Origin of the sequence: Allobosea sp. BE125 (genome assembly GCF_031456075.1) — a bacterium.
In the GTDB taxonomy this organism is placed as follows: Bacteria; Pseudomonadota; Alphaproteobacteria; order Rhizobiales; family Beijerinckiaceae; genus Allobosea.
Map to the genome: position 1 here is coordinate 1 of NZ_JAVDTY010000017.1, position 15,331 is coordinate 15,331.

A 15,331-nucleotide genomic window follows, 5' to 3' on the forward strand; every position below is an offset into this window, starting at 1 on the left:
CCATTACAACTGGCATCGACCGCACGGCGGTATCCAGGCCAAAACCCCAATCAGCAGACTCGCTCTCGACGAGGACAACCTGTTGAGGCTCCACAGCTAGAGCAGGATCAATGCGAAAAACCGGTACCCGGTTTTTCGCAGCTAGGCTCTGTCAGCCGCCGATCTTGAACGAATAGGTCGCGCCCAGGCCGAAGGTCACCTGGTCGCGCTGCCCGAGCACGCGCACGATCGGAGAGGTGTCGGCGGAATCGAGAAGCCGCTCATATTTGACGAAGGTCGTCGTCGTCCAGGCCGGGGACCATTCATAGTCGAGCGCGGCGCCGACGCCGGCTGATTTGAGGCCACCTTGGGCGCGGTATGCCGTCAGCCAGCCATTCGCTGCCGCTTCTCCCGCGCTGACGCCGAAATTCTTGCGCATGAAGGCCTTGTCGCCCAGCGAAAGCCGCGGCCCGCCCGAAAGCGTGAAGGCGCCGAACTTCTCGACCCAATCCGCCGAGAGATCGGCGACGATGCCGTGATGGCCGTGGAAGCCCTGGCGGATCTCGATGCGCGTGCGCAGGCGGTCCTGGATCGGCCAGAACTCGGCGAAGGCGCCGGCCTCGATCGTCCAGGGCAGGTCCCTCAGGCCGGTGAGCTTGACGTCGGTGCCGCTGTAGCGGCCGGAGCGGAAGCTGGCGACAGGGCCGAAGCTGAAGGTCTTGGTCTCGTAAAGCGCGTAGTCGAGCCCGTCATCGGGACTGCTGAAGCCGGCGTCCTCGCCGACGCGGCGCCAGCTGATCGATGGCATGCCGGACAAGCCGGCCTTGCTCGCGCCATCATATTTCGGGCCGAGCTGGGCGGTGCCGCCGAGCGAGATGATCCAGCCGGAGGCGGGCTCGGGATTGAGGACCGGGGCCACGGGATCGGCCGCTTGCGCGCTGCTGATCGCGACGCAAAGGCCGGCCAGCAGGGCCATGGGCAAGGTTGAACGAGCCAAGCGGAAAACTCCCGAAACATTTCGCTAGGGGCATGACACATCGACGCCCTCAGGCCAACGCCTTCCTCTGCATGGACCTCATTCGGCGACGCGGCGATTGACCTTGATGTCGAGCTTCTTGATGCGGTGCCAGAGGCTGCGTTCGGCAATCCCCAGCAGCTGCGCCGCCAGGACCTGCTTGCCGTCGGTGCGGCGCAAGGCCTCGATGATGAAGCGCCGTTCGATGTGCTCGAGCTCGGCGTCGAGATCATGGGGCGGATCGTCGGGCTCGCGCTGGCGCACTGGGGCGTCGAACAGGTCGCGCGGCAGATCGGGTGCATCGATCGTCGGCGATTTCGCGACGATGACGGCGCGCTCGACGCAGTTCTGCAACTCCCGGATATTGCCGGGCCAGGAATAGCCACTCATCGCCGAGAGCGCGCCGGGCGTGAAGCCGATGACGCGCTTGCCGACGCTCTCGGCGAGCAGGCGCAGGAAATGCGCGGCCAGGATCGCGATGTCCTCGCGCCGCTCGCGCAGGGCCGGCAGCTGGATCGGGAAGACGTTGAGGCGATAATACAGATCCTCGCGAAACTGGTTTGCCGCCACCGCCTGGCGCAGATCCTTATGGGTCGCGGCGATGATGCGGACATCGACAGCCTGGCTCTGATTGCCGCCGACGGGCTCGAAGCTGCGCTCCTGGATGACGCGCAGCAATTTGGCCTGGATCGCGATCGGCATATCGCCGATCTCGTCGAGGAACAGCGTGCCGCCATCGGCGGCGGCAAAACGCCCGACCCGGTTGGCGAGCGCGCCGGTGAAGGCGCCCTTGACGTGGCCAAACAGCTCGCTTTCCAGCAACGCCTCGGGGATCGCGGCGCAATTGACCGCGATGAAAGGGCGCTTGCGCCTGGGGCTGTTGAAGTGGATGGCGCGCGCCACGACCTCCTTGCCGGTTCCGCTCTCGCCATTGAGCATCACCGTGGCGCGCGTCTCGCAGACCTCGGTGACCTGCTCGATCACCCTGCGAAAGGGCGGGCTGTTGCCGATCAGGTTCTCGAAGCTGTAGCGGCCCTCGAGCTCGGTGCGCAGGCGCTCATTGTCGCGCACGACCTCGCTCAGGCGCAGCGCCCGGCCGATCGTCGCCGCGACATCGTCGATCTCGAAGGGCTTTGCGATGTAGTCGAAAGCGCCTTCCTTGACGAGCTCGACCGCGTCGCGCACGGCGGCGAAAGCCGTGATCATCACCACCGGAATGTCGGGCCAGCGCCGGCGTACCTCTCGCATCAGGGTCCGGCCGTCCATGCCTGGCAGGCGCAGATCGGTGAGAACGAGGTCGATCCGCTCCCGGTCGAGGATCGCGAGCGCCTCCGTGGCGCTTTCGGCCGCGATGGCGCGATAGCCGAAATCCTCCAGCGCGGCGGTCAGCACGTCGGCGAGGCGGGTCTCGTCATCGACGACCAGGATCGTATGCGTCATGAGGGCGCCCTCGCATCGGCCTTCGTCGCATCAGTCTTGAGCGGGCCGCCGGGCAGGGCATCGGGCGGGGCGACGGGCAAGGCGATGGTGAAGGAGGCTCCTTGCCCTTCCTTGCTCGTGCAATGCGCCGTGCCGCCATGGGCGGCGGCGACGGATTGCACCTTGGCGAGGCCCAGGCCCGTGCCCTTGGCCTTGGTGGTGAAGAACGGATTGAAGATCTGGCCGATGATGGCGGGGGGAATGCCTGGCCCGCTGTCGGAAATCGTCAGCGCTGCCTGCGCGTCGTCGACGGTGAGGCTTGCGGTGATCGTCCCGCCCGAGGACATCGCATCCATGGCGTTGAGCACGAGATTGAGACAGGCCTGGTGGAGCTGGTCGGGGTCGCCCGAGATCAGCACGCCGTTGCTCTCATCCTGGATATCGAGGGCGATATGGCGCTTTGCCAGCTCCGGCGCGGCGAAGGATGCGACCCGGTCGACCACGGAGCGCAGCAGGAACACCGATTTGCTCGGTTCCTTGGGCTGGGCGAAATCGAGGAAATCGCGCACCAGCGTCTCGATGCGGCGGACCTCGTCGATGATGTAGCCGAGCATGCGATCCTCGGAGGGGCCGAGCTTGGCGCGGTTGCGCACGACCTCGGTCGAGGTCTTGATGATGCCGAGCGGATTGCGCACCTCATGCGCGATCACCATCGCCGCCTGTCCCAGCGCCGAGAAGCGGTCGCGCCGGCGCAGTTCGGCCTCCAGGGCCTGAACCTTGCCGAGCTGCTCGGCCATGATGTTGAAGCCGGTCGCCAGTTCGGCGATCTCGCGCCCCCCCTGGGCCGGCACGCGCTGCCTGTAGTCGCCCGCGGTGATCGACCTGACGCCGCGCGTCAGCGCCCGCAGCGGCTTGACCAGGATGCCCGACATCGCGACGCCGACGATGATGGAGAGCGCGGAGCCGAACAGGAAGATGCCGACGAAAAGCCGCCAGCGGCCGATCTGCTCGAAGAAGCCGGCCCGGCTGGTCAGCCCGATGAAGGCGACGGCGACGAGCTTGCCGTCGATGCCGTTGAAACCGGTATAGACCGCGCGATAGGCGCCTTCATCGGCCTGGTTGTCGAAGATCGTCCTGGTCCCGGATTCGAGCTTGTCGCGGATCGCCTGGGGAATAGGCCGGGCCGCGGCGGCCGGATGGGTCAGCAGGATCGGCTCGAAGCCAGCGCCCGTATCGGCGAAGAGCCTGACATCGAGCGAGGTCACGACCTTGATGCCGCCGAGATACTGGTCGTCGAGCCAGGTACCGACGATGACATGCGCCGTCTTGCCGAGCAGCTTCACGGTCTGGACGGCGCCGGCCATGATGTAGTGCTTGCCGTCGGTTTCGATCTTGAAGATGCCCTGCACGGTCTGCCTCGGCAACGTGTCCGCGCCCGTGATGTTGCGCGAGGCGTAGAGCATCTCATGCTCGTCGGTGTAGATCGCGATCAGGTCGTAACCGACCGAGCCCAGGACGGCGAGGTCGTTTTCGATGATGGTGGGATGCCGCAACTCGTTTTCGGTCACGGTTTCCAAGCGCATCGCGATCACGCTTGCGACGCGCTGCGCCTCAAGCGTCGCCTCGCGCACCTCCAGCTTGAAATAGCGGGAGGTTTCACCCAGCCATTGCTCGACATTGCTTTCGAACGCGTTCGAGATCAGCCGTGCGGCGACATAGGCCGAAGCCAGCATCGCCGGCACGCTGACCAGCAGAAAGCCGATCACGAGCCGCAGTCTCAGTGTCGTCATGCGGCCCGGTATCATGAGGCGATCATCCCGCGTTAGAGCAATTGAACGATCCGACCGGATCGTTCAATTGCTCTAACATTTTGTTTTAACGCGTTTTCTTCACGCGAACCGGTGCCCACTTCGCTCGAAAACGCCCCAGCTGCGCTGGCCGCACGCTGGAAAAGCGGCAGGGCGCGCGGCCTCACGGACGCCTCGTCCAGATGTCGCCGTCGCAAATGAGCCCGCCCATCACGCAGCCTTTGACCGAGAGCGTCGTCTTCGATTTCAGCTCCAGCGTGGTCTTGTAGCTGCGGCCGTCCTCGGGGTTATAGCCGTCTCCGCTGAATGTGGCAGAAGCTGGGTCGGGCTTGAAGCCGCTGAGCACGCGCAGTCCGAGAAGCGAGCGCCCCCGGTTTGCGGGGTCGGGGTTGGCTGAGTCGATGCGCGGCTGCTTGAGCCAGACGATCGTGCCGCACAAGGCGGCGCCGCAGCGGGCGATCTCGATCTCTGATTCACCATCGGAATCGCGCCAGCGGCCGATGACGTCGGTCAGCGAGTCCGCCATGGCGATCTGTGCGAAGAGCAAGGTGGCGACGATGCCCAAGGCGGCGGACAGGGTTCTACGCATGGCCCTCATCCGTTTCTCCCGATCCCAGGAGAAGAACTCCCGCGATGATCGTGGCGATTCCGCCAGCCTGCACGAGGCTGATGCGCTCGCCGAGCACCGCCCAGGCGAGCAGCGGCACGGTGACATAGGCCAGCCCGGTCATCGGGAAGGCCCGGCTCAGTGGCGTGGTTCGCAGGATGATCATCCAGACGACGAAGGTGCCGCCATAACCGAGCGCCGCCAGCCAGACGCCCGGCAGGGTCAGGGCCCGCGAGATCATCGCCAGCCCGAAATCGAGATCGGCGAGCCCGTCCGCACCCCATTTGAAGGCGAGCTGCGTGCCCGTATCGAGCGCGATGAACAAGGTCCAGATCACGATCATGCGCCAAGGCGCGCCGGTCGACGGCATTTCGGTCGCGCTCATGGTGACACCTGCGCGTGCTGTTGGAGGCGATGGGCCTTCAGATCAGGGTCGAGCCTGTCGAAGGCGATATAGGGGCTGATCGAGCGCAGGGCCCAGTTGAGCACGCCTTGCCGGTGCCGAAAGAAGATCACCGACGGCACGAGCCGGCTGCCGAAGCGCAGTTTCGAGGCATAGGCGGTCTGCCCGCTCTGGAGCCGACTGATGCCATGGCCGAGGCAGTATCGGACATTCGTCATCCAGCTCAGGGCGTAGAGGTTGTGCTGGCGCGCCAGCGGGTAGCGCATGCCGAGAAACTTATCGATGACGCGCTCGCGCTCGATCAGCAGCAGGTTGAAGGCCGCGAGCGTCGTCCCGACCCAGTAGAGGACGAACAGTGCCCGTTCGCCCAGCGCCGCCGCGATCTCGGAAAAATAGCCCGGCGGCAGCTTTTCGAGATCGCCATAGTCGAGGCCGCTTCGCGCCCGGGTCGATTCGTAGAGCGCGACGATCTCGGCTTCGATGTCGGCGATCGAGTGGCGCATCTCGATCCTGACATCGCCGGCCTTGGCGAGCTTGCGGCGGATATCCTTGCGCGTCGCGGCCGAGAGCGTGGCGAGATAATCGGCCTCGCTTTGGAAAGGCAGATCGAGCACCGCGACCGGCAGGCTGCCGAGGCGGATGAAGCCCTCCTCCTTCAGCATGTCCTGGAAGGCCTCGGCATCGTCCGGGGCTAGATCCTTCCAGGCGATGACGTGGACGCCCTCGTCGCGGCCATGGGCGTCGATCGCTTCCCGCAATGCGAGCCGGGCCTGGCGCCGGGCCTGTTCATCCAACTGCGGGGAGAGGCCGGCATGGCAGCGCTCCGCATAGGGCGAGCCGATGCACAGAACCCGCAGCGAAACGAGCTTCCGCGCATGCCGGAACAGATAATCGCCGAGCGCGCGCAGAGGCCCCTGCAGCGGCGTGTCCAATCGGTAGTCGATCAGGAAGAACGGCGCGACGGCGATCGTCTCGCCATCGCGCTCGACAGAGGCCGCGGAGGTGACGAGTTCCGCGCCGCTCGCCAGGGCGGCGGTTTCGCATGCGGTGTAATAGGCATGGTTTTCCGCCTCGCCCGGGAAGCAGGCGTCCCAGGCGTCCGCGTCGATCTCGGCGACGCGGCTGGCGATATGTGCGCGCAGCGCGGTCATTCGGCGGCAACAGCGCAGGCGCCTGCGCTGTCCCTGGCGGCGAAGGCGGCCGTGAGACGCTGCGCGAGGCCCAGGCTCCGCTCGATGACGACGTCGTTCTGTCGGTCGATCGTGACGAGATGGTAGCAGTCGTCGAGCACCACCGTGTCGACGATCCCGCCGAGATGGCGCTGGATATGGACTGCGTTGGCCAGGCTTGCGACATCGTCCTCGCGCGCATGCACGATGAGAGCCGGCTGCTTGATCGTGCTCATGCTGCGGCGGGTTTCCTTGATCAGCCCCCACATCTGCTTGACTGCGCCCGAGGGCGTCCCGAGCAGGCCGGCGACGGCGCTGTCGCCGCGCCCCATCGCATGCACGATCATGGCGCGGATGCGCGGATCCTTGATGCCGTAGGGCTCGCGCTCGACGAAGCGGAAGCGGCGGCCCATCGGGGTGTCGATCAGCAGCTTGAGCAGGAAGCTGTACCAGGGGATCGACCAGCCATCATACCAGAGCGTCGGCGCATAGAGCGCCAGGCCGTCGATATCCTGCGGGCGCTTGGCGGCGAGGTACATCGCCATCACCGCGCCCATCGACAGGCCGCCGATGATGATCGTGTCGCATTGCGTCTTCATGCGGTCGAGCTCGGTCTCGACGCTGGCGATCCAGTCCTGCCAGTTCGTCGCGAGCAGATCGGCCTCGCTGCCGCAATGGCCGGCGAGCTGCGGACAATGCACGGTATGGCCGCCGATCCGGTGCAGGGCTCGGGCGACGAGGCGCAGTTCCACCGGCGTCCCGCCCAGGCCGTGGATGAGCAGGAAACCGGTGCGGTTGCCGGAGAAGCGGAGGCTGTGATCGGCGAGAGGCACGGTCGTTCCGTCAGGCTGTGCGGGCGACGACGACGACGCCCAGGGTGATCAGGATTGCGCCGAGCCATTGCAGGCGGCCGACGGATTCCTTGAGGAAGACATGGCTGGCGAGCGTCACGCCGAGGAAATTCAGGCTGGCTATGGGGAAGGCGATGGAGAGCGGGACCTCTGCCAGGATGCGCAGCCAGACGAAGATCTCGATGATGTAGATCAGGACGCCGCCCGCGACCCAGGCCGAGCAGAGCAGTGCCATGGCCAGTTCACGGCCCTGGACCTCGGGCAGGTTGTCGGCGCCGCGCTTGAGGCAAAGCTGCCCGGCGACGTCGCAGATCACGGAGACGGCGAACCAGAGGATCAGCGACAGGCTCATGACAGCACCCGCTCGAAACAATCCAGCAGGGTGGCGTTGACCTGCGCATTGATCGCCAGATCATCCGCTGAGGGCGAAAAGCGCGGCGGATGGTCGAAATAGGCCAGCGTCGCCCGCAGCGGATCGGAAAAGACCGCGGTGGAATAGTCGCCGCAGACGTCGATCCCGAGCACCTCGCAACGCGCCGCCAGCCGCTCGACAGCCTGGAGCAGTTGGCTAAGCGGCATGTCGCCCTGGTCCCAGTTGGTCACGGCGTCGCTGCGGCCAAGCACATCCTTGTCGATGGTGATCCAGATGGCTTTCGTCGGCAGCCCGTCGATCATCTCGTCGAGAAAGCCGTCCCAGCGCTCATCGGCGAGATTGCGCCAATGCAGATGGCCGCGATCCTGGCGATGGGACGGCCCGTCGCGATAGCGGCCCCAGATGCGGGACGGTGCATGGCGCCAGGGGTAGAGCTCGATGCGCCCCTGCGACAGGGCCGGCAGGTTGGCGAACTGCAATTCGGGGCGGACGAGGTCGCCGCTGCAAGGGCCCAGCGTCACCACGCGCCTGACCTGAGGCAGCTCCAGCGCGCGGTTGACCCAGGCGCCGCAATTGAAGGTCGGCGGAAACCGCACCCAGTCGGGGTGGTTGTCGAAATGGATCACGCTGACATCGTGCCGGACATCGGCAAGCAGGCCTGCCGTCAGGTGGTGGAAATCGCCGGAGCCGTAAAAGGTCACGGAAGGCTCGTCACCGGGCGCCGCGCTGTCGCGCAGGCGCCCAGTGAATCTGTCCATCGCGGCGCGGGTGGCGAGAATCCGCAGCGAGGAGGCAAGATCGGCGGCATCGATGCGGGTGGCGGCTCCCGCATCGATGCGCCGGCGCAGCGGCTCCTGAGCCGCCACGCTGCCGTCGAGATCGATCACGCGCAATCGCAAGGCCGCCTCCAGGGATGTCAGGCGTTTGCGACGCGGGCGAACAGCTGGTCGAGCAGCTTGATCGCCAGATCGATCTCGGCGTGGCTCATGGTGAGGGCGGGAGCCAGCGTAATGACGTTCTTGTGGTAGCCGCCGATGTCGAGAACGAGGCCGTAGCGTTTCCCATCCGTCTCCAGATCGGCCTTCATGCCCTCGTCGCACATCAGGTCGACCAGCCGCTTCGACGGCGTGTAGCTGTCATGCGGCTCGCAGATCTCGATGCGCAGCGCCATGCCGAGGCCATCGACGTCGCCGACGATCTTGTGGCGGCGCTTGAGCTCTTCCAGGCCCCGGAGGAAATAGGCCCCCTTCTCCATGACCATGGTCTCGTAATCGTCCTCGGCCATCATCTTCATGGCCTCGAGCGCGACCGCGGTGCCCAGCGGATTGGCGTTGAAGGTCGAATGCGTCGAGCCCGGCGGGAAGATCGTCGGGTTGATCAGCTTTTCCTTGGCCCAGACGCCCGAGAGCGGGTTCAGTCCGTTGGTCACGGCCTTGCCGAAGACGATCACGTCCGGCGTCACGCCGAAATGCTCGATCGACCACAGTTTTCCGGTCCGGTAGAAGCCCATCTGGATCTCATCGACGACCATCAGGATGCCGTGGTCGTCGAGCACCTTCTTCAGCCCGATGAAGAAGTTCTTTGGCGGGATGACGTAGCCGCCGGTGCCCTGCAGCGGCTCGACATAGAAGGCGGCGTATTCGGCCTGGCCGGTCTTGGGGTCCCAGACGCCATTATATTCGCTCTCGAAGAGACGAGCGAACTGCTGCACGCAGTGCTCGCCATACTCCTCCTTGCTCATGCCCTTGGGTCCCCGGAAATGGTAGGGGAACGGGATGAAATGCGCGCGCTCGCCGAAATGGCCGAAGCGGCGGCGATAGCGGTAGGACGAGGTGATGGCGGAGGCGCCGAGCGTGCGGCCGTGATAGCCGCCCTCGAAGGCGAACATCAGGCTCTTGCCGTTCGAGGCATTGCGCACGAGCTTGAGCGAATCCTCGACAGCCTGGGCGCCGCCGACATTGAAGTGGACGCGGCCCTTCTCGCCGAACTTGGCTTCCGCATCCTGCGCGATCAGCGCGGCGAGCTCGATCTTCTCGCGATGCAGATACTGGCTGGCGACCTGCGGCAGCGTATCGATCTGGCGCTTCAGCGCGTTGTTCAGGCGGGGATTGGCGTAGCCGAAATTGACGGCCGAATACCACATCTGCAGGTCGAGGAAGCGGTTGCCCTCATCGTCGAACATGAAGGAGCCGTCGCAGCCCGAGAAGATCTTGGGGAACTGCGTGTAATGAACCGTGTCGCCATGGGAGCAGTATTGCGCCTCGAGCGCGAGCAGCCGGGCCTGCTCATCCTTGTGCGAGAGGGGTGCGGGCGCCGCCTGGGGAGCGGGCGTATCGAGCAGAGCGTAGCCGTCAGCCATCGATCGTATCCTTCGTCAATTCGCGCGTCCGGCCGCTCGCGGCGGTGGCGCATAGCAGCTCCTCCAGCAGGCCGACGGCCTCGGAGAAGTCGGTGAACGGGTGATGGGGAAGCCCCTGGTCGCGGCAATGGGCGATCAGGCCCTTCTTCGCGAAAACGAGATCGGCCTGGCCGGCGACGCAGTGGTCGGACTTGCCGTCGCCGACGAGCAGGGTCAGCGGCCGGTGCAGGCTATCAGCGACGGCGCATTTGCAGGTGCCGCTGTCGCAGCCGCCGGTCGTGGAGGCGTAAGGCGAGGTCAGCTGCCAGCGGCCTTCGCCGGCATAGCCGAGATGGTTGGCGACGATCGGCAGGAAGCCCAGCCCGGCGCGGTTCAGCACCGCCCTGATCGTCCGGTCGAGTCCGTCGGAGACGACGGTGACGGGAATGTCATGGCGCATGCAGAGCCGCACGAAGGCGGGGAAATCCCAGTCGATCTCGATATCCGCGATGAAGCTGTCGAGCAGTCCCGGCGAAACCCGCAGCATCTCGACCTGCCGCTTCATGCATTCGCGCGACCCGATCTTGCCGTCGATCCAGTCCTGCTCGACCTCCTGCCAGCTTGGCGCGGCGAAGCGTTCGAGAATCTGATCCGTCGTGTCCTGACACGAGATCGTACCGTCGAAATCGACGATGGCCTGCCATTCCATTGCTGACGCCCGATCCAAATTGTTGACGGGGGCGTTAGCGCAAGCGATGTGCCAGCAATCAGTATGTTGATTTGATTAGATATTTTCCGATTTTCGGAAGGATTCGATCTCCCTGTCTTGGAGTTGGCATCAAAAAATGGAGCTTCTTCCCGCCCGCTCCTATGTCCCGAACGCTCCGGATCAGCGGGCGCGGCAGTGCAGCTTTCTCCGCGGTTTCGGGCCGGAAAGCGCTATATCCGGCCCTTGAATGCGGGATATGGCGGAAATTTCCGGTGCTGGCGCGGCAAAAGCCTCCCGGCGGTCGAGCCGCGGGCCCGTCAGGGATCGTCTGGCACGTTTCCTGCGGTCAGGATGGGCTCACGCGCCAAGTTTCACCCGTGCGAGAGCTGCTCCACGGGCCCAAGGGATCGCCGATGCTCCGAATTCTCCAGGCGGTCCTGTCGCGGCTCGTCATCCACGGCACGCTGCATGTCGTGCTGCCCGACGGGCGCGGGTTCAGCTGCGGCGACGGCTCCGGCGCGCCGGTGCAGATCCGCTTTGCCGACAGGATGGCCTTGTGGGCCTTCCTGCTCGATCCCGAGATGAAGCTCGGCGAACTGTTCATGGATCGGCGGCTCCTGGTCGAGCAGGGCTCGATCCACGGTTTCCTGGCCCTGATTCTGTCGGGCGCGCGCGGACAGCCTTCCAGCCTGCTGGAGCGGATGCTCGATCATGGCCGCTTCCTGCTGCGCCACCTTACCACGCGCAATACGCGGGGTCGCTCGCGCGCGAACGTCGCGCATCACTATGATCTCGACGACCGGCTCTATGCGCTCTTCCTCGACGCGGACTGGCAATATTCCTGCGCCTATTTCGAGAGCCCGGAGCAGAGCCTCGACGACGCCCAATTGGCGAAGAAGCGGCATATCGCGGCCAAGCTCCTGGTCGAGCCGGAGCACCGCGTCCTCGATATCGGCTGCGGCTGGGGCGGCATGTGCCTGTATCTGACGGAAACCGCTGGCGCCCGCGAAGCCTTGGGCGTGACGCTGTCGCGCGAGCAGCTCGAGGTCGCCAACCAGCGGGCTCAGCGTTCCGGGGCCGGCGAGCGGGCGCGCTTTGCCCTGCAGGATTATCGCGATGTCGTCGGTGTCTTCGAGCGCATCGTTTCGGTCGGCATGTTCGAGCATATCGGCCCGCGCTTCTACCCGGCCTTCTTCGAGACCTGCCGGCGCCTGCTGAGCGAGGACGGCGTGATGCTGCTCCACACGATCGGCTGCTCGGACGGGCCCAACCATCCCAATCCCTGGCTGAACCGCTACATCTTCCCCGGCGGCTATCTGCCGGCCCTGTCGGAGATCCTGCCCGCCGCTGAGAAGGCGGGGCTCATCGTCACCGATGTCGAGGTGCTGCGATTGCACTACGCCAAGACATTGCAGGCCTGGCGCGAGCGCTTCATGGCGCGTCGCGCGGAGGCGCTCGCGCTTTATGACGAGCGCTTCTGCCTGATGTGGGAATTCTACCTGGCAATGAGCCAGGCCGCCTTCGAGCATCAGGACGTCGTCGTCTTCCAGCTCCAGATCGTGCGCCATCAGGAGGCGGTTCCCTTGACGCGCGACTATGTCGACGAGCGCAAGGCGGCCCTGCGGGCGGCGGAGGCTGCGGCGGATATGGTGCGCAAGCCGCCTGATCTGGCTCCCGCAGCCTGACGTCATCCGAGATCCGAAACCGATGAGTCGCCGAACATTGAAAGTCTGGTGAAAGCTTGGCGGGTTAACGGTCGGTCAGTCGCGCTTCAGGCAATCCTCTCGACGACAGAGAGGAGTTGAGGCGCGCGAGGAAAACGAACCCAGGAGCCTGGCCCATGCGCGCCCGCATTCTCACGACCTCGCTTGCTTTCGCCGCCCTGCTCGCCGGGGCCAGCGCCGTGCTTGCGGCCGACAAGGTCACCATCATGGTGGGCGGCTATGAGAAGCAGATCTATCTGCCCGCCAAGCTCGCCGAGAGCCTCGGCTACTTCAAGGATGAAGGGCTCGAGGTCGAATTGCTGAACGAGGCTGCCGGCGTCGATGCGGAAAACGAGATGCTCGCCGGCGCCGTCCAGGGCGTCGTCGGCTTCTACGATCATTGCGTCGACCTGCAGGCCAAGGGCAAGTTCGTGATGTCGGTCGTCCAGTTCAGCCAGGCGCCGGGCGAGGTCGAGCTGATCTCGAGCAAATATCCGGATGTGAAGTCGATGGCCGATCTCAAGGGCAAGAATCTCGGCGTCACCGGGCTCGGCTCCTCCACCAACTTCCTGAGCCAGTATCTGATGCTGAAATCCGGGGTGAAGCCCGGCGACTACACCACGCTTCCCGTCGGCGCCGGCACGACCTTCATCGCCGCCATGCAGCAGGACAAGATCCAGGCCGGCATGACCACGGAGCCGACGATCTCGCGCCTGCTGGCGACGGGGGAGGCTCGCGTGCTGGTCGATATGCGCACCGTCGAGAAGACCACGGAAGCGCTTGGCGGCACCTATCCGGCGGCCTCGCTCTACATGCAGACGGCCTGGATCGAGAAGAACAAGCCCCTCGTCCAGAAGCTCGCCAACGCCTTCGTCAAGACGCTGAAATACATCGACACGCACAGCGCCGCCGACATCGCCGACAAGATGCCGAAGGACTATTACGCCGGCAACAAGGAATCCTACGTCAAGGCGCTCGCCGACGGGAAGGCGATGTTCACCAGGGATGGCGTGATGCCCCAGGGCGGGCCCGAGACGGTGCTCGCCGTGCTCGCGGGCTTCTCGAAGAACATCAAGGGCAAGCAGATCGACCTGTCCAAGACCTACACGACCGAGTTCGTGAAGAACGCCAAATAGCGCCTCGCCTACTCCTGGGGCCGCTCCGCGCCGCCCCAACTGTCCTGTCCCGAAACCGAAGAACGCCGCGAAGCCGGCGAAGGAGGATGCATGTCCGCGACGGACCCGAATGAGAGCCCGGCGATCGAGCTGATCAATGTCAGCCGGCGCTTCATCACCCCCGACGGCAAGTCGATGACGGCGATCCGCGATTTCAACATGAGCGTGGCGCGCGGCGAGTTCGTCGCGGTCGTCGGCCCCACCGGCTGCGGCAAGTCGACGACGCTCAACCTCGTCACCGGCCTGGCCAGCCCGTCGAGCGGCGAGGTCCGCCTGTTCGGCGGGCCGGTCAACGGCATCGATCCGCGCATCGGCTTCGCCTTCCAGACCGATGCGCTCTTTCCCTGGCGCAGCGTCATCGACAATGTCGTCGCCGGCCCGCTGTTTCGCGGCAAGCCGCGCGAGGAGGCTTATGCCAAGGGGCGCGAATGGTTGGCCCGGGTTCACCTCACCGGCCACGAGAGCAAATATCCGCACCAGCTCTCAGGCGGCATGCGCAAGCGTGTCTCGCTGGCGCAGACCTTCATCAACGAGCCGCAGATCCTGCTGATGGACGAGCCCTTCTCCGCGCTCGACGTGCAGACGCGCGTGGTGATGCATGACGTGCTGCTCGACCTCTGGTCGGAGGCCAAGGCCTCGGTCGTCTTCGTCACGCATGATCTCGAGGAGGCGATCGCGCTTGCCGACAAGGTCTATGTGCTGACCTCGGGGCCAGCCACGGTGAAATCGGTCTATCCCGTGCACCTGCCGCGTCCGCGCATCGTCAGCGAGATCCGCTACCAGGAGGATTTCATCGCCCTGTCCAAGACGATCTGGGACGACCTTCGCGACGAGGTCACGCGTGGCGCCGCCCGCGACGAAGCCCGTGCGGCCTGAGGAGAAAAGGACATGACCGACACAGCCATCACTTCGGGCGCCATTTTCCGCGCCGGGACCTCGGACGCCGAGATCGAAGCCGCCGCCGCCAAGGCCGCCCGCCACCGCAAGCACATGGTGCTGTTCTGGCGCTGGGCCATTCTTGCCGCCATCCTCGGCGGCTGGGAGATCGCCTCCCGCACCGCCATCATCGACGAGTTCTTCTTCTCGAGCCCGAGCGCGATCTATGAGCGCCTGGTCGAATGGATCACGGAGGGCACCTCGGAAGGCCCGCTCTGGTTCCATCTCTGGGTGACGATGGAGGAATCGCTGATCGGCTTTGCGACCGGCTCGATCGCCGGCATCGTGGTCGGTATCGCGCTCGGTCGCAACCGCATGCTTGCCGACATCTTCTCGATCTACATCAAGGTGATCAATTCGATCCCGCGTGTCGTGCTGGCGCCGATCTTCATCATGATCTTCGGCCTCGGCCTTGCCTCCAAGGTCGCGCTCTCCTTCGTGATGGTGTTCTTCGTCGTCTTCGCCAACGCCTTCCAGGGCGTGCGCGAGGCCGACCGGAACCTGATGGCCAATGCGCAGATCCTCGGCGCCAAGGGCTGGCAATTGACGCGCTCGGTGGTGATCCCCTCGGCGATGAGCTGGATCTTCGCCTCGCTCCATGTCAGCTTCGGCTTCGCCATCGTCGGCGCCATCGTCGGCGAGTTCGTCGGGGCGCGCTACGGCGTCGGCCTGCTGATCAACATCGCCAAGGGCTCCTTCGACGCGGCGGGCATGTATGCGGCGATCGTCATCATCATGGTCGTGGCGCTGGCCGCCGAATATCTGATGACCTGGGTCGAGAGCAGCCTCGCGACCTGGCGTCCGGCGCCGCTGCAAGACCACTGATAGGACAAGACAACCAGTAAC

15 protein-coding genes and 1 pseudogene are annotated in these 15,331 nt (G+C 65.3%); 5 read left to right on the forward strand and 11 right to left on the reverse strand.

All coding sequences use genetic code 11. The annotated features are described in order from the left end of the window. Positions 1–100: pseudogene (locus J2Y55_RS27885) on the forward strand (IS481 family transposase); the annotation flags it as partial. Positions 101–151: 51 nt separating this feature from the next. On the opposite strand, the gene J2Y55_RS27890 reads toward J2Y55_RS27885, so the two are convergent. The 11 genes from J2Y55_RS27890 to J2Y55_RS27940 all read right to left on the reverse strand — a co-directional run bounded on the left by J2Y55_RS27890 (position 152) and on the right by J2Y55_RS27940 (position 10,671). Next, on the reverse strand, positions 152–976 hold the full coding sequence (locus J2Y55_RS27890; RefSeq protein ID WP_310159856.1) for a MipA/OmpV family protein: 825 nt from the start codon (positions 974–976) through the stop codon (positions 152–154). A 78-nt stretch (positions 977–1,054) separates the two neighbouring features. Next, on the reverse strand, positions 1,055–2,434 hold the full coding sequence (locus tag J2Y55_RS27895) for a sigma-54-dependent transcriptional regulator (protein WP_310159858.1): 1,380 nt from the start codon (positions 2,432–2,434) through the stop codon (positions 1,055–1,057). Beyond that, positions 2,431–4,203 carry a sensor histidine kinase gene (locus J2Y55_RS27900; RefSeq protein ID WP_310159860.1) on the reverse strand — a complete coding sequence of 591 codons (1,773 nt, stop codon included), beginning with the start codon at positions 4,201–4,203 and terminating at the stop codon, positions 2,431–2,433. Before J2Y55_RS27900 ends, J2Y55_RS27895 begins: the two co-directional genes overlap by 4 nt. A 181-nt stretch (positions 4,204–4,384) precedes the next feature. Further along, a complete protein-coding gene (locus J2Y55_RS27905) occupies positions 4,385–4,810 on the reverse strand; it encodes a DUF2147 domain-containing protein (RefSeq protein ID WP_310159863.1) in 426 nt (141 codons plus the stop codon). Continuing rightward, the gene (locus tag J2Y55_RS27910) at positions 4,803–5,213 is read right to left on the reverse strand and encodes an EamA family transporter (protein ID WP_310159864.1); all 411 of its coding nucleotides are present in this window, start codon (positions 5,211–5,213) and stop codon (positions 4,803–4,805) included. The genes J2Y55_RS27905 and J2Y55_RS27910 overlap by 8 nt, the downstream gene beginning before the upstream one ends. After that, the gene (locus tag J2Y55_RS27915; RefSeq protein ID WP_310159866.1) at positions 5,210–6,382 is read right to left on the reverse strand and encodes a GNAT family N-acetyltransferase; all 1,173 of its coding nucleotides are present in this window, start codon (positions 6,380–6,382) and stop codon (positions 5,210–5,212) included. Before J2Y55_RS27915 ends, J2Y55_RS27910 begins: the two co-directional genes overlap by 4 nt. Beyond that, on the reverse strand, positions 6,379–7,233 hold the full coding sequence (locus J2Y55_RS27920; RefSeq protein WP_310159867.1) for an alpha/beta hydrolase: 855 nt from the start codon (positions 7,231–7,233) through the stop codon (positions 6,379–6,381). The genes J2Y55_RS27915 and J2Y55_RS27920 overlap by 4 nt, the downstream gene beginning before the upstream one ends. A gap of 10 nt (positions 7,234–7,243) precedes the next feature. After that, the gene (locus J2Y55_RS27925; RefSeq protein ID WP_310159868.1) at positions 7,244–7,603 is read right to left on the reverse strand and encodes an EamA family transporter; all 360 of its coding nucleotides are present in this window, start codon (positions 7,601–7,603) and stop codon (positions 7,244–7,246) included. Continuing rightward, entirely contained in the window at positions 7,600–8,523 is a 924-nt protein-coding gene (locus J2Y55_RS27930) for an arginase family protein (RefSeq protein ID WP_310159870.1), read from the reverse strand. The genes J2Y55_RS27925 and J2Y55_RS27930 overlap by 4 nt, the downstream gene beginning before the upstream one ends. A 17-nt stretch (positions 8,524–8,540) precedes the next feature. Beyond that, a complete protein-coding gene (locus J2Y55_RS27935; RefSeq protein WP_310159872.1) occupies positions 8,541–9,983 on the reverse strand; it encodes an aspartate aminotransferase family protein in 1,443 nt (480 codons plus the stop codon). Next, positions 9,976–10,671, reverse strand: coding sequence for an MtnX-like HAD-IB family phosphatase (locus J2Y55_RS27940; protein ID WP_310159873.1), 696 nt, complete (start codon positions 10,669–10,671; stop codon positions 9,976–9,978). The genes J2Y55_RS27935 and J2Y55_RS27940 overlap by 8 nt, the downstream gene beginning before the upstream one ends. A 413-nt stretch (positions 10,672–11,084) precedes the next feature. Between J2Y55_RS27940 and J2Y55_RS27945 the strand changes: the two genes are divergently transcribed. The 4 genes from J2Y55_RS27945 (at position 11,085) to J2Y55_RS27960 (ending at position 15,310) form a co-directional block, all read left to right on the forward strand. Further along, entirely contained in the window at positions 11,085–12,356 is a 1,272-nt protein-coding gene (locus J2Y55_RS27945; RefSeq protein ID WP_310159874.1) for a class I SAM-dependent methyltransferase, read from the forward strand. 155 nt (positions 12,357–12,511) lie between these two features. Continuing rightward, a complete protein-coding gene (locus tag J2Y55_RS27950; protein ID WP_310159875.1) occupies positions 12,512–13,510 on the forward strand; it encodes an ABC transporter substrate-binding protein in 999 nt (332 codons plus the stop codon). 90 nt (positions 13,511–13,600) lie between these two features. Further along, positions 13,601–14,425 (forward strand): ABC transporter ATP-binding protein, encoded by an 825-nt coding sequence (locus J2Y55_RS27955; protein WP_310159876.1) that lies wholly within the window; start codon positions 13,601–13,603, stop codon positions 14,423–14,425. Between the two features lie 12 nt (positions 14,426–14,437). Continuing rightward, a complete protein-coding gene (locus tag J2Y55_RS27960; RefSeq protein WP_310159877.1) occupies positions 14,438–15,310 on the forward strand; it encodes an ABC transporter permease in 873 nt (290 codons plus the stop codon). Positions 15,311–15,331 lie beyond the last annotated feature (21 nt).